General features: G+C 65.1%; 12 protein-coding genes. 8 read left to right on the top strand and 4 right to left on the bottom strand.

What is annotated here, in order from left to right; genetic code table 11:
* The first annotated feature begins 75 nt into the window (after window positions 1-75).
* From IVA88_RS30370 to IVA88_RS30350, 5 genes are all read left to right on the top strand, one after another.
* Complete coding sequence (locus tag IVA88_RS30370) at window positions 76-2,406, top strand: mechanosensitive ion channel domain-containing protein (RefSeq protein ID WP_247500866.1); 2,331 nt, start codon at window positions 76-78, stop codon at window positions 2,404-2,406.
* 102 nt (window positions 2,407-2,508) lie between these two features.
* Complete coding sequence (locus IVA88_RS30365) at window positions 2,509-3,510, top strand: tripartite tricarboxylate transporter substrate-binding protein (protein WP_247500865.1); 1,002 nt, start codon at window positions 2,509-2,511, stop codon at window positions 3,508-3,510.
* Between the two features lie 162 nt (window positions 3,511-3,672).
* A complete protein-coding gene (locus IVA88_RS30360) occupies window positions 3,673-5,325 on the top strand; it encodes an NAD-dependent malic enzyme (protein ID WP_346657661.1) in 1,653 nt (550 codons plus the stop codon).
* Window positions 5,326-5,628: 303 nt separating this feature from the next.
* Window positions 5,629-6,147 (top strand): septal ring lytic transglycosylase RlpA family protein, encoded by a 519-nt coding sequence (locus IVA88_RS30355; protein WP_247500864.1) that lies wholly within the window; start codon window positions 5,629-5,631, stop codon window positions 6,145-6,147.
* A 119-nt stretch (window positions 6,148-6,266) separates the two neighbouring features.
* Window positions 6,267-6,422 carry a hypothetical protein gene (locus IVA88_RS30350; RefSeq protein ID WP_247500863.1) on the top strand — a complete coding sequence of 52 codons (156 nt, stop codon included), beginning with the start codon at window positions 6,267-6,269 and terminating at the stop codon, window positions 6,420-6,422.
* Between the two features lie 12 nt (window positions 6,423-6,434).
* Here IVA88_RS30350 and IVA88_RS30345 read toward each other — a convergent pair whose 3' ends face one another.
* The 3 genes from IVA88_RS30345 to IVA88_RS30335 form a co-directional block, all read right to left on the bottom strand.
* On the bottom strand, window positions 6,435-6,740 hold the full coding sequence (locus IVA88_RS30345; protein ID WP_247500862.1) for a hypothetical protein: 306 nt from the start codon (window positions 6,738-6,740) through the stop codon (window positions 6,435-6,437).
* 88 nt (window positions 6,741-6,828) lie between these two features.
* Window positions 6,829-7,101, bottom strand: a complete 273-nt coding sequence (locus tag IVA88_RS30340) for a hypothetical protein (RefSeq protein WP_247500861.1) — start codon at window positions 7,099-7,101, stop codon at window positions 6,829-6,831.
* A gap of 125 nt (window positions 7,102-7,226) precedes the next feature.
* Window positions 7,227-9,917: an alpha/beta hydrolase fold domain-containing protein gene (locus tag IVA88_RS30335; RefSeq protein WP_247500860.1), complete on the bottom strand. Its 2,691-nt coding sequence runs from the start codon at window positions 9,915-9,917 to the stop codon at window positions 7,227-7,229.
* A gap of 262 nt (window positions 9,918-10,179) precedes the next feature.
* On the opposite strand from IVA88_RS30335, the gene IVA88_RS30330 reads away from it, so the two are divergent.
* Both IVA88_RS30330 and IVA88_RS30325 read left to right on the top strand, forming a co-directional pair.
* Complete coding sequence (locus tag IVA88_RS30330) at window positions 10,180-10,356, top strand: hypothetical protein (protein ID WP_247500859.1); 177 nt, start codon at window positions 10,180-10,182, stop codon at window positions 10,354-10,356.
* Between the two features lie 80 nt (window positions 10,357-10,436).
* Entirely contained in the window at window positions 10,437-11,897 is a 1,461-nt protein-coding gene (locus IVA88_RS30325; protein ID WP_247500858.1) for a carboxylesterase family protein, read from the top strand.
* 17 nt (window positions 11,898-11,914) lie between these two features.
* On the opposite strand, the gene IVA88_RS30320 is transcribed toward IVA88_RS30325, so the two are convergent.
* Window positions 11,915-12,094 (bottom strand): hypothetical protein, encoded by a 180-nt coding sequence (locus tag IVA88_RS30320; RefSeq protein WP_247500857.1) that lies wholly within the window; start codon window positions 12,092-12,094, stop codon window positions 11,915-11,917.
* Between the two features lie 158 nt (window positions 12,095-12,252).
* On the opposite strand from IVA88_RS30320, the gene IVA88_RS30315 reads away from it, so the two are divergent.
* Window positions 12,253-13,050: a class III extradiol ring-cleavage dioxygenase gene (locus tag IVA88_RS30315; RefSeq protein ID WP_247500856.1), complete on the top strand. Its 798-nt coding sequence runs from the start codon at window positions 12,253-12,255 to the stop codon at window positions 13,048-13,050.
* Window positions 13,051-13,053: the final 3 nt, after the last annotated feature.

Here is a 13,053-nt window from a genome sequence, read left to right as displayed (position 1 = left end):
CCGACATGATGCATGTGCTTCGGCGGTGACGGTCCCGACGTCGCCGTCGCATTCATTTTTCCCAGGGAATCCCTCGTGTCGCATAAGCTTGCCTCCGCGCTTCTCGCCGCGCTCTTCATCGCGATCTCATCTCTCTCCAGCGCCTGCGCCGAGCCGCCTGCGCCAGCGGCACATGGCGCTGCCGCGTTGTCGCCCGAAGAGGCCAAGCGCGCGCTGGAGACGCTCCAGGACGACAAGAAGCGTGCGCAGATGATCGACACGCTGCGCGCGATCGCCAATGCGTCTGGTCCACAGCAGCCCGCGCCCGAGCCAAAATCGCCGATCCCGCTCGCGGCCGACGGCCTCGGTGCGCAGCTCATGCTCACCGTGTCTGAGGAGATCGGCGAAATTTCGCGAGACGTCGCCGACATGGCCAGGACGCTCACGCACTTCCCGGCGTTCTACTACTGGATCGTGCGGACCGCGAACGATCCGGCGGCCTACAACCTCCTGATCGAGATCGCCTGGAAGCTCGCCTTGGTTTTCGGCTCCGCTTTCTGCGCCGAATGGGTGATGTTCCGTCTGATCCGGCGCCCCGTCGCGTTCCTGGAAGGGCGCATGCCGCAGACGGTGCGTCTGCCGGTGCAGGTGTTGCCCATTGCCGATCCGCCGTCATCGGTCGCCGATGTCACCTCCGCGCCCGAATTGTACAGGCGCCGCCATAGCCTGGCGCGGGCCTGGCAAATCATGCTGCGGCTGCCCCTCGTGCTCGGACGCTTTCTGCTCGAACTGCTACCCGTGTTGGTCTTTGTCGGCGTCGCCACGGCGCTGCTCGGCACCGAGATCGGCGAGCCCACCACCGTCCGCCTCGTGATCCTCGCCGTCGTCAACGCCTATGCGTTCTCGCGCGGGCTCATCTGTGTGGTCCGCGCGCTGGCGGGACCGTTCGGCTTGTTTCCGGCCAGGGCCGAAACCGCTGCCTATGTCGAGATCTGGGCGCGCCGTATCGTCGGTGTCGGCGTCTCCGGCATCGCCTTTGCCAATGTGGCGCTGCTGCTCGGCCTGCATCGCGCCGGCTATGCTGCGCTCTTGCGCATGGTGATGCTGATCGTGCATCTCTTCATCGTCGTCATCATCCTGCAATGCCGCCGCCAGGTCGCCGAAGCCATCCGCGCGCCGGCCGACCGGCAGGGGATCGCGGCGCGCCTGCGCAACCGCGTCGCGGGCGGCTGGCACTACCTTGCGATCGCGCTCGACCTTGCGCTGTGGGCGGTGTGGGCGCTGAACATCCGCAATGGCTATTCGCTGCTGCTGCAATATTTCGTCGGCACCGTCCTGGTGGCGCTGATCACGCGCGTTGCCATCATGCTTACCCTGGGCCTGATCGACCGCGGCTTCCGCATCAAGCCGGAAATACTCCAGCGCTTTCCGGGCCTCGAGATCCGCGCCAACCGCTATCTGCCGCTGCTGCGCAAGATCGTGTCTGGCGTGATCGCCTTCATCGGCCTGGTGGCCGTGCTCGAAGTCTGGGGCGTCGATGCCATCGTCTGGTTCTATGGCGGCCAGATCGGCAGCCGGCTGATCTCGGCGGTGGTGACGATCGGCCTTGCCGTTTTCATTGCCGCGGCGATCTGGGAAGCCAGCAACGCGCTGCTGGACCGCCAGATCAATTCGCTGTCGCGCGACGGGCACTATGCCCGCGCCGCGCGGCTGCGGACCTTTCAACCGATGCTGCGGACGGCCTTGCTTTGCGTGATCGCCACCGTCGTCGGCCTCACGACGCTCAGCGAGATCGGCGTCAATGTCGCGCCGCTGCTGGCGGGCGCCGGCATCGTCGGCATCGCCATCGGTTTCGGTTCGCAAAAGCTGGTGCAAGACCTCATCACCGGCCTGTTCCTGCTGCTGGAGAACACCGTCCAGGTCGGCGACAACGTCAGCGTGTCGGGGCTGTCGGGCGTGGTCGAGAACGTCTCGATCCGCACGATCAGGCTCCGCGCCGGCGATGGTGCCGTGCACATCGTGCCGTTCAGTGCGGTCACGACCATCACCAATGCCAGCCGCGGCGCCGGCAATGCGTCCGTCAGCGTCAACGTCGCCTACAAGGAAGACACTGACCGCGCCGGTCAGATCCTCAAGGATATCGTCGACGAGATGCGCCACGAGGTGGAATTCCGCAGCCTGATCCGCGGCGATCTCGAGCTATGGGGCATCGACAAGGTCGACGGCGCGATGGTGTCGATCGTCGGCCAGATCCGCTGTACCGAGGCCGGCCGCTGGCCGGTGCAGCGCGAGTTCAATCGCCGCATGAAGCAGCGTTTCCAGCAGAACGGCATCGAGGTCGCATCCGCCACCCAGACCATCTTGATGCACATCGCGCCGCCGGCTGATAGCGCCACCCATTTGACGCCAAGGCGAGCGGCAGGATAGTCGTTCCGCCAATTTCCGGCTTGCCTCTGCCCGTCCGGCAGCGTTCACTTCGGCCCCAGCCCGCTGACAACATGCGGGCGGCAAAAACGGTGGGAGAGACTGATGCGGGGGCTGTGGGCCGGATTGCGCGGCCATGTGATGGTCATCATGTGCGCCTTGATCGGAAGTGCCGCGTCGACTGCTCCGGCGAGCGCCCAGCCGTTGCCATCGCGCCCGATCACCCTGGTGGTGCCGTTCGCGGCGGGCGGTCCGACCGACACGCTGGCGCGCATCCTGTCCGAACGCTTCGCCGCCGAACTACGCACGACGATCGTGGTTGAGAACGTGGCCGGCGCCTCCGGCAGCATCGCCGGCGCCCGCGTCGCACGCGCAACGCCTGATGGCACCACGATCACGATCGGCCATTGGGGCACGCATGTGCTCAACGGCGCGATCTTCAAGCTGCCCTATGACGTGATCGCCGATTTCGAACCGGTCGCGACGATCGCAATGGGCACGCAGCTCATCGTCGGCCGGAAGTCGCTCGAGGCCAACAATCTGAAAGAGATGATCGCGTGGCTGAAGGCCAACCCCGGCAAGGCGACTGCCGGCACAGCCGGAGCCGGCACGGGTGCCCACGTTGCCGGTGTTTTCTTCAAGGAGAGGACAGGTACCGACTTCCAGTTCGTGCCGTATCGCGGCGCGGGGCCCGCCATGATCGATCTCGTGGCCGGGCAGATCGACATCATGTTCGACCAGGCCTCGAACTCGCTGCCGCACTACAAGAACGGTGCGATCAAGGCGTTCGCAGTGACGTCGCCGACGCGGCTCGCGTCCGCGCCCGATATCCCGACGGTCGACGAGGCGGGGCTGCCCGGTCTCTACATCTCGTACTGGCACGGCTTCTGGGCACCGAAGAACACGTCGAAGGAGATCGTCACGAAGCTCAACGCGGCCATCGTCACCGTGCTTGCCGACGCTTCCGTCAAGCAGCGTTTTGGCGAATTGGGGCAGGAAATTCCTCCGCCCGATCAGCAAACCCCCGCGGCGCTCGGAGCCTTCCAGAAGGCGGAGACCGAGAAATGGTGGCCAATCGTGAAGGCCGCCGACATCAAGGCGGAATAGCTTACGGCGTTAACCTTTTCGCGCGCACGACGGCCGTCTGTCACGAAAGTCTCGCTGCGGTGCGAGATCACAATCCCTGCCGCGGTTTTCTGCGTCCTTGATCTCAGGTGAGCGCTGGCCGACAATGCTGGCCGTTCAATAAGAAACTCCCTGGGGGAATTCGTGAATAGACCTGCTCGGGTCAGCGCCCATTCGACATCGTCCGATTCCATGCACGGCATGACACTGCTGCGCGATCCCCTGCTCAACAAGGGCACCGCCTTCACCGCGCAGGAGCGCGATACGCTTGGCCTGCGCGGCCTGCTTCCGCCTTGCGTGCTGACGATGGAGACCCAGGTCGAGCGCGTGCTCGTCAATCTGCGCACGCTGCCGACCGACCTCGAAAAATACGTCGCGCTGAATGCGTTGCATGACCGCAACGAGGCGCTGTTCTTCCGCGTCGTCGTCGACAATATCGACGAGATCCAGCCGATCATCTACACGCCGACGGTCGGGCTCGCCTGCCAGAAATACGGCCTGATCTTCCAGCGCCCGCGCGGCATGTTCATCTCCTCGCGCGATCGGGGCCAGATCACCGAAATCCTGAAGAACTGGCCTTATCCGGCCAAGCTGATCGTCGTCACCGACGGCGAGCGCATTTTGGGACTTGGCGATCTCGGCGCCAACGGAATGGGTATCCCCGTCGGCAAGCTCTCGCTGTATTCGGCCTGCGCGGGCGTGCATCCCGAACTGTGCCTGCCGATCGTGCTCGACGTCGGCACCAACAATGAAGAGCTCCTGAAAGACCCGTATTATCTTGGCCTGCGCGAGCGTCGGCTCACGGGCGAGGCCTATGACAGCTTCGTCGACGAGTTCATGGTCGCCGCGCGAAAGACCTTCCCGGGTGTGCTGATCCAGTTCGAGGATTTTGCCAATCATTCGGCGTTCAAGCTGCTGCACAAATACCGCGATGAAGCCTGCGTCTTCAACGACGACATCCAGGGCACGGCGGCGGTGGCGCTCGCCGGCCTGTTTTCGGCGCTGCGCGTCAACGGCGGCAAGCTGAGGGATCAGCGCATCCTGTTCCTCGGCGCGGGCGAGGCCGCGACCGGCATCGCCGATCTCGTGACGTCCGCCATGATGGCGGAGGGCGCCTCCGAGGCCGAGGCGCTCCGGCGCAACTGGCTGGTGGATTCCCGCGGCCTCGTCGTCGGCGGCCGTGAAGGCCTGTCCGGCCACAAGCTCCGTTATGCCCATGCGGACCAGGCGCCGATCGCCGACTTCCTCACCGCGATCAGGACGCTGAAGCCGACGGCGATCATCGGCGTTGCCGCGGTCGGCGGCGCCTTCACGCCCGACGTGCTCAAGGCGATGGCCGCGCTCAACGAACAGCCGATCGTGTTCGCGCTCTCCAACCCGACCTCGAAGGCCGAATGCTCGGCGGAGGATGCCTATCGCTACACCGAGGGCCGTGCGCTGTTTGCCTGCGGCAGCCCGTATGACCCGGTCAAGCTCAATGGCCGCACCTTCGTGCCGCGCCAGGGCAACAACTCCTACATCTTCCCTGGCGTCGGCCTCGGCGTCATTGCCAGCCGCTCGCGCCTCGTCACGGACGAGATGTTCATGGCGGCCGCCCACACGCTCGCCGATTGCGTCGGCAAGGACGATCTTGCGCAGGGCAGCCTCTATCCGGCGCTGCCGCGCATCCGCGAGGTCTCGGTCCGCATCGCCGCCGCCGTCGCCGACGTCGCCTATCAGCGCGGGCTCGCGGACGGACCCGCGCCCAACGACGTGAAGGGACTGGTCCAGTCCCAGATGTACGAGCCGAAGTACTGAGCCTGGGGCTCCGGCCAACCGCAACCAGGTCAGCGTAGCGATGCCATTTCAGGTGGAAACGCCGTTGCGCGGTGAGGCCTCGCAAAGCCTGACGGTCCGCGTGTCGGCGCGATGGGCTTCGTCGGCTGTGCACATAGGCGAGAGCGCGGGCTTATCCCGCGAGCCTGTCTCGATTCAGGACAAGCCACTGTGGTGGAATCGTCACAGCTGAATGCGAAACGGCTGCGGCCTCAGGCGTGCTTTTGTTCCGACAAGGTTCTGCCCTCATTGCCCACCGAAACTCCGGGCATTCGGAGGCGCATCATGTCTCACTTTGCACGTACCGAAAATGCCCGGATTTCGCTGGCAACCCTGTGCCGGGTATTGCTCGCCATCATCGGTGCGGCGTCGCTTGCGGCGTGTGCCCAATCGCCGGTCGGTCGTCAGAAGGCCGACCTGGCCGGCACCAGCAGGCAGGCAACCGTCGAGCGCCCGCATAGGGTGGCGGCACTGCATCCGCGTCCGATCAGCCGGGCGCGCATCCCAGACGGCGAGGCCAAGCAAAGCGTCTCGCATGGCGTCGCCAGCTTCTATTCGGACACGGAGACGGCGAGCGGCGAGAGGTTCGACAGGAACGAATTGACCGCGGCCCATCCCTCCCTGCCGTTCGGCACGAAGCTGCGCGTCACCGAGGTCTCATCCGGTCGCTTCGTGACCGTCAGGATCAACGATCGCGGGCCTTATGTTCGCGGACGCGTGGTCGACATCTCTCCCTCCGCGGCCGAGGCGCTCGGCATGGTCGACAAGGGCGTCACCAATGTTCGGCTCGACGTGGTGCGATAAGCGCGGTTCTCATCGATCCGAGACGATCTGCTTAACCGGCTGTTAGCCGCCCCCACTGCACGATGGATACCGAGACAATTCGGGACTCCAAGTCGGAATTCTTTTGGGGGGGGCGGCGTTTGAGTACGATCCAGTATCTCGAGGACCAAGCCGCACGCGCCGAGCGGCTCGCGAAACGGATCACGGATACATCTACTATTGAAAAGCTGCTGATCTTCGCCGGCGAACGCCGCCGCGAGATCGAGGTCATCGCCGGCAAATATCGGCGCGCCTGATTCCCCGCGCGCTCAGCTATAGCTCTCGACGAAGTCGCTGAGATAATCGGGCAGCGTCACGCCATCGATGTCGCAGCGCGCCCGAATCTCGCCGGCGACGTCGGTCGAGATGTCCTTCATCCAGTGCTCGAGCGTGTTGAACGAGATGACCTTGATGGGATCGTTGAAGCAGCCGGCGACGAGCTCGCCGATCGTGGCGTCGAGATCGCTTCGCTCGATGCGGATCTCGGTCGCCTTGTCGAGGCGGTCGATCACCACGAACAGGGTCTGGTCTGCGCCATAGGGCACGACCGGGGCTGGCACGCCGGCTTCAAGCATGTGAGGCACTCACGCCTTCGCTTCCGATCACCATCAACGGGAAAAACCGGAAGAAGGTTCCTGCGCTCGATCGGTGCTTCCGCAAGGATCAGAGAAATTCTCTCAGCCGCGCCAGCTCGGTGACGTGCTCGGGCGAGAGGATGTCCGTGACCAGCGGCGGCTGGGCGATCGTGCGGATCTCATACAGATGCCTGGTTGCGGCCGGCTTCGCCATGAACGCCGAGATGCATTCGTCGAGCGTGCCCTCGCTCACCTGGTAGGACGCTCTGTCCGACCGCCGCTGGTTCGCAAGCGACGGCCATTTATACAACACCGCAAGGACACCAAAATCGACCTTTGAGTCCCCAACCACGTCCCCCATCGTCCCGCCTCACGCAAAAACAGCCCCAGCACGCTCAGCTGCGTGCCGGGGCCTACACCCATCGCTTCATCTCGATGCCACAGCAGCAAACGCGATGACGGGGAAATAGTTCCCGGCGTTCGCCGTCAGCTCGCGGCCGCCGCGATTCTGTGGCCGGGACTGGTGCGGCCGTGGCTGGTTTCATCGCCGCGACCAAGCTCGGGCGGAAGCCCGGCGAAGCGCCGCAAGGCCCCAGCCATCTGCACCCGGCCGGAGACCCCGGTGATCACCACGTCCACCATGGTGAAGGACGAATGGAAATGACCGCGCGCCTTGAGCTGCTCGACCGGAACGCCGGCGGCTGCCATCGCTTCGGCATAGGCGATGCCTTCGTCGCGCAGGGGATCGAATTCGCAGGTGACGACGAAGGCCGGCGGCAAGCCTGAGACCTTGCCGCGGAGCGGCGACACCCGCGGATCGGTGCGGTCGGCCGGCGAGCAATAGAGATCCCAGAACCAGTACATCAGCGAGCGGGTCAGGAAATAGCCGGTCGCATTGTCGTTGTAGGAGGGGCGGTCAAAGGTGCAGTCGGTGACCGGGCAGATCAGGAGCTGGCCGGCGATCTCCGGGCCGCCGCGATCGCGGGCAAGCTGACAGGTGACGGCGGCGATGTTGCCGCCGGCGCTCCAGCCCGCGACCAGCACCGGACCCGGTTTGCCGCCGAGATCGGCGGCGTGCTCGGCGATCCAGCGCGTTGCCGCATAGCCGTCTTCGGCTGCGGTCGGGAAACGATGCTCGGGCGCATGACGATAGCCGACGCTGACGAGCATCATGCCGGTCCGCCGCACCATGTCCCGGCAGAACGGATCGTCCGACTGCTCGTCGCCGAGCACCCAGCCGCCGCCGTGGAAATAGACCACCACCGGATGCGGCCCGGGCGTCGCAGGCTTGTAGACGCGGTAAGCCAGCGGGCCGTCGGCGCCGGGCAGGGTGCCGTCGACGATGTCGCCGATCGGCCGTCCCGCCGGGCGGCCCTTGTTGAACTCGTCGACGAAGGCGCGGGCACCAAGCGCGCCCATCGACTCGATCGGCGGCAGGTTGAGCGATGCCAGCAGGTTCAGCACCAGCCGCACATCCGGCTGCAAGCGCACCACCTCGCCGTCATTGCATTGCGCGGCGATATTGGGGCCGGTCAGCTTGAAGCCGAGCATGCCGCGGCTGACCACCTCGTCGCAGATGCTGCGATAGGGGCCGACGCCGCCGGTATAGGGCATCAGGCCCTGCACCTTGCCGGGCACGTTGGCGCCCGTGTACCAGGTGTTGGCGAGCCGGTGCAGCGTCACCATCGAGCAATCGACCATGTGCCGGCCCCAGCCGGCCTGCGCCGTCTCGGTCGGCTCGATCGTGGTGAAACCGGCGTCGTGCAGGGCCTTGAGCCGGTCGACGACCCAGTCGACATGCTGCTCGATCGACACCGCCATATTCGACAGCACCGACGGGCTGCCGGGTCCGGTGATCATGAAGAAGTTCGGGAAGCCTGCCACAGTGAGCCCGAGATAGGTCTGCGGCCCCTGTGCCCAGACATCGGTGAGCGACTTGCCGCCACGTCCGGTGATCGGATGCACGGCGCGGATCGCGCCGGTCATGGCGTCGAAGCCGGTCGCGAACACGATGACATCGACGTCGACACTGCGCCTGGACGTCGTGATGCCGCTTGCGATGATCGCCTTGATCGGCTCCTGACGCAGATTGACCAGCGTGACGTTCGGCCGGTTGTAGGTCGCATAATAGTTGGTATCGAGGCAGGGGCGTTTTGCACCGAAGGGATGATCGTGCGGCATCAGCGCTGCCGCCGTCTCCGGATCTTTCACGGCCGCGGAGATCTTCTCGCGGATGAGGTCGCAGATCAGCTTGTTGCCGTCGACATCGACGGCCTGGTCGGCCCAGAGCTGCGTGAGGATATAGACGAGGTCGCCCTTGCCCCAGGCTTCCTCGAAGCGCGCGCGCCGCTCGGCATCGCTGAGCTGCCAGCTCACCGCGGTCTGCTGCGGATAGGGCACGCCCGCCATCGACAGGCGCGCCTGCTCGCGATAGGCCGCACGGTCGCTTTGCAGGAGGCTCGCGCGATCCGACGGTGCGGGACCGTTGTGTGCCGGCAGCGCGAAATTCGGCGTGCGCTGGAACACGGTCAGGTGCGCGGCCTGCTCGGCGATCAGCGGGATCGACTGGATGGCCGACGATCCCGTGCCGATCACAGCGACGCGCTTGCCGGCGAGGTCGACGCCATGATGCGGCCAGCGCCCGGTGAAATAGACCTCGCCGCCAAAATCCTTGACGCCTTCGATTTCCGGCGGCTTCGGCGCCGAGAGGCAGCCGGTGGCCATGATGTAATGGCGGCAGGAGACCGGTGCGCCATTGTCGGTGGTGAGCTGCCAGCGTTCGGTCGCCTCGTCCCATGTCGCTTCCGTGACCTTGGTCTCGAAGCGGATGTCGCGCCTGAGATCGTAGCGGTCGGCGACAAAGCCGAGATAGCGCAGGATCTCGGGCTGGGTTGCGTATTTCTCCGACCAGGTCCAGGCCGTCTCGAGGTCCGGATCGAAAGTGTAGCTGTAATCGATGGTCTGGATGTCGCAGCGCGCCCCGGGATATCGGTTCCAGTACCAGGTGCCGCCGACATCGCCGGCTTCTTCGAGGCCGAGCGCCGTGAGGCCGGCCTTGCGCAGCCGATGGAGAAGATAGAGGCCGGCAAATCCGGCGCCGACCACGGCAACATCGACCTGCTGGCTGGTTCCGCGTCCCGCGTCAGAGGCACGTGCAGCGACCATTGCATCCGGCATGGCATTTCCTCCCGTGTGTTTTGTTTTGCCCGGCAGGCTATCGCCGCAGGCTTGGCTTGTCATCAGAGCAAGTGCAATCTTCGGTAGCCGTTTGCGGCTTCATCATGGCCGCGCGAACGTTGCTTCAATGCACGCATCGCGATGCACAATGGCCGTGATTACCCGGGCTAATCATGGACGATCCGTCTGTGTATGCTTGCGGCTACAAGCCACGCGTTTCCAGGGCGTCATGACAGAGTTGAGTGAGCGAACCAAAGCGAACATGGACGTCGTCCTGGAGGAGACGTGCCGCCAGCTGCCGTACGGTGGCGATCACGACAGCCGCAGGTTCATCGCAGAACGCCTGATCGAGGCGGCGCAGTCCGGTCACTCGACGCTCGGTGAACTCGGCATCATCGCACGTCACGCACTGGCGGAGCTTATCGCGAAAGGGAGCTAGGCGCAGTTGCGACGCTTGCCCTGCGGTGGGCCGCGGACATAACCTGCCCAAATCCTTCCGTGCATCGAGATGCTCCGAAGATGCGGTTCGTGCTCGCGCTTTTTGCGACGTCTCTCGTCCTCTGTTGCAACGGCTCGGCCGTGGGCCAGCCGGTCGGCCAGTTTCCGTTCGCGCTGACGCGCGAAGGGCAGATGCTTGGCGCCGTCGAAGGCGAGGTAGCCTCGTTCAAGGGACTGGCTTACGCGGCCGCGCCGGTCGGGCCGCTGCGCTGGCGTCCGCCGCAGGCGACGCCCGAGAGTTCGGAGATGCGCACCGCCTATGCCTATGGCGCACCGTGTCTTCAGCCGTCGCTGCCGGGCGCGAGCGAGGATTGCCTCACGCTGAACGTGTTCCGTCCGTTCGGGATCGATGGCCCGCTGCCGGTGATGCTGTTCATCCACGATGGCGCTTTCGCCAGTGGCACCGCGAACGATCCGCTGTTCGACGGTGGCAGGCTCGCGCAGGCCGGTCTCATCGTGGTGACCGTCAATTTTCGCCTCGGCGTGTTCGGCTGGTTCACCGATCCCGCGCTGTTCGAAGGCGGCTCCGGCAATTACGGCCTGATGGACCAGATCGCCGCCTTGCATTGGGTGCACGACAACATCGCGGCTTTCGGCGGCGATCCCGACAATGTCACCTTGTTTGGCAGCGGCGCAGGCGCGACCTCGATCGCGCTGCTGATGCTGTCTACGCGATCTCGCGCGCTCTTTCAGAAAGCCATTCTGCAATCGGTCCCTGGCCGTGCGCGCCTGCGCTCGGCGCAAGAGGCCGAAATTGTGGGCCGGCAATTCGTGGCGGCGCTTGGGCGGCAGGCTGATTTGCGCGCAGCCGAGCCGCGAGATCTGCTCGCCGCCGAAAAACATCTGCTGGAAGAATCGCCGCGCAGCTTCGCGCCGACGATCGATGGAAGTCTGGTGAGCGAGGAGATCGCCGCAGGCTTCGCGGCCGGACATGAGAGCCGCATTCCCCTGATTATCGGGTCGAACGACGACGAGACGGGTTTCGACAGCGAGCTCGATATCAGGGAAGAGCTGGCGTCGTCAGGCATCACGAGCGATGAACTGCGCAAGCTTTACCCCGATGTCGCCAGACCTTCGGACCGCGCGGCGAGGTTCTACACCGACAAGGTCTTCTCCGAGCCGGTGAGACTGCTGGCGCGTCTGCATGCCGCCAGCGGAGCGCCGACCTTTCGCTATCGCTTCGCCTATGTGCCGGAGGCACGGCGCGCAAATCCCGAGGGTGGTCACGGGCGGGAATTGCAGTTCATCTTCGGCGTGGAAGGCGTGCCCGGGGCGGGTATCTTGTCACGAGGGGATCGCGACGTCGCAAGCCGCATGCGCGCCTACTGGATCAATTTCGCGAGGAGCGGCGATCCCAACGGCGCTGACCTGCCGCATTGGGATGCGGCCGCAGGCAGCGATCGCCTGCTGCTGATCACGAACGATCCCATCGCGAGCGAAGATGACCCCTGGTCGGAGCGCCTGGACCGGCTCGGGCGTTAGGGCAGGGTGAGTTGGGCTTAAGCCGCGAGCTCGACGCGCGGTGCCGGGCTCAGCCGGTGTTCCTCCAGATAATCCATCGCGCCATCCTTCTCGACGGCGTAGAATTGCTGGCCTTCCTTCGACCTGTAGGCGGCGCGAACGACGCCGCGGCGGCCCTTGTCACTGTTGACGACGTCCCCCAGCGCAAACTTCTTCATCTCACGTCCCTGACTGCTGGCCGACTCCTTCGGCCACGTCCGGGATTTTGGGCGGCAAATCGTTAACGCCTTGCTAACCATACGGGTTTGCCTATGCTCACGCCCGATCGCGCGGGCAGCTCGCACGCGCATGTTGGCGATGAAACGAGCCTTGGCCCATGGTGCGATTTCCGACCTTCTTCCTGTCGCATGGCGGCGGTCCCTGGCCGTTCATGGAAGACAGGCGGGTGCAATATGCGAAGACCGCCGAGGCGTTCGGCCGGCTGCCGCAGCTGTTGCCGGCAAGCCCGAAGGCGGTGCTCGTCATCACCGGCCATTGGGAGGCCGAGGCCTTCACCGTGTCGACCTCGGCGCATCCGCCGATGGTGTACGATTATCACGGTTTCCCCGAGCACACATATCACCTCAAATATCCGGCGCCGGGCCAGCCCGAGCTCGCCGCGCGGGTGAAGGCGCTGCTTACGCGTGCGGGCGTCGATTGCCGGGAGGATCCCAACCAGGGTTTCGATCACGGCACCTTTGTGCCGCTCGGCCTGATGTATCCGAACGCCGACATGCCGATCGTGCTGCTGTCGCTGAGATCGAGCTATGACGCGGCCGAACACATCAAGGTCGGGCAGGCGATCACCTCGCTGCGCGATGAAGGCATTCTGATCGTTGGCAGCGGGCTGACCTATCATAACATGCGCGGGTTCGGACGGGCGGAATCGAAGCCGGTCTCGTATGATTTCGAGGCCTATCTGAACGAGGCGATCAGCCATGAGGACGCGGCGCGCCGCAACGCGATGCTGGTTGACTGGGAGAGCGCACCGAGTGCGCGCCTGGCCCATCCGCGCGAAGATCATCTGCTGCCGCTGATGGTGGCCGCCGGCGCCGCCGGCAGCGACGCGGGCAAGCGCGTCTTCGTCGACGAGGTCGCGAATGTCGCGATGGCGTCGTATGTGTTCGGGGGGTGATCT

It is taken from the genome of Bradyrhizobium sp. 149 (assembly GCF_023073915.1).
Classification (GTDB): Bacteria; Pseudomonadota; Alphaproteobacteria; order Rhizobiales; family Xanthobacteraceae; genus Bradyrhizobium.
Note: the sequence above shows the minus strand (reverse complement) of the source record. Positions and strands in the feature narration are given on the sequence as shown.

Bases quoted from the DNA above. Each gene is read 5' to 3' on its own strand.
- IVA88_RS30365 (WP_247500865.1), top strand. From the start codon at position 2,509: ATGCGGGGGCTGTGGGCCGGATTGCGCGGCCATGTGATGGTCATCATG.
- IVA88_RS30355 (WP_247500864.1), top strand. From the start codon at position 5,629: ATGTCTCACTTTGCACGTACCGAAAATGCCCGGATTTCGCTGGCAACC.
- IVA88_RS30345 (WP_247500862.1), bottom strand. From the start codon at position 6,740: ATGCTTGAAGCCGGCGTGCCAGCCCCGGTCGTGCCCTATGGCGCAGAC.
- IVA88_RS30340 (WP_247500861.1), bottom strand. From the start codon at position 7,101: ATGGGGGACGTGGTTGGGGACTCAAAGGTCGATTTTGGTGTCCTTGCG.
- IVA88_RS30335 (WP_247500860.1), bottom strand. From the start codon at position 9,917: ATGCCGGATGCAATGGTCGCTGCACGTGCCTCTGACGCGGGACGCGGA.
- IVA88_RS30330 (WP_247500859.1), top strand. From the start codon at position 10,180: ATGGACGTCGTCCTGGAGGAGACGTGCCGCCAGCTGCCGTACGGTGGC.
- IVA88_RS30325 (WP_247500858.1), top strand. From the start codon at position 10,437: ATGCGGTTCGTGCTCGCGCTTTTTGCGACGTCTCTCGTCCTCTGTTGC.
- IVA88_RS30320 (WP_247500857.1), bottom strand. From the start codon at position 12,094: ATGAAGAAGTTTGCGCTGGGGGACGTCGTCAACAGTGACAAGGGCCGC.
- IVA88_RS30315 (WP_247500856.1), top strand. From the start codon at position 12,253: ATGGTGCGATTTCCGACCTTCTTCCTGTCGCATGGCGGCGGTCCCTGG.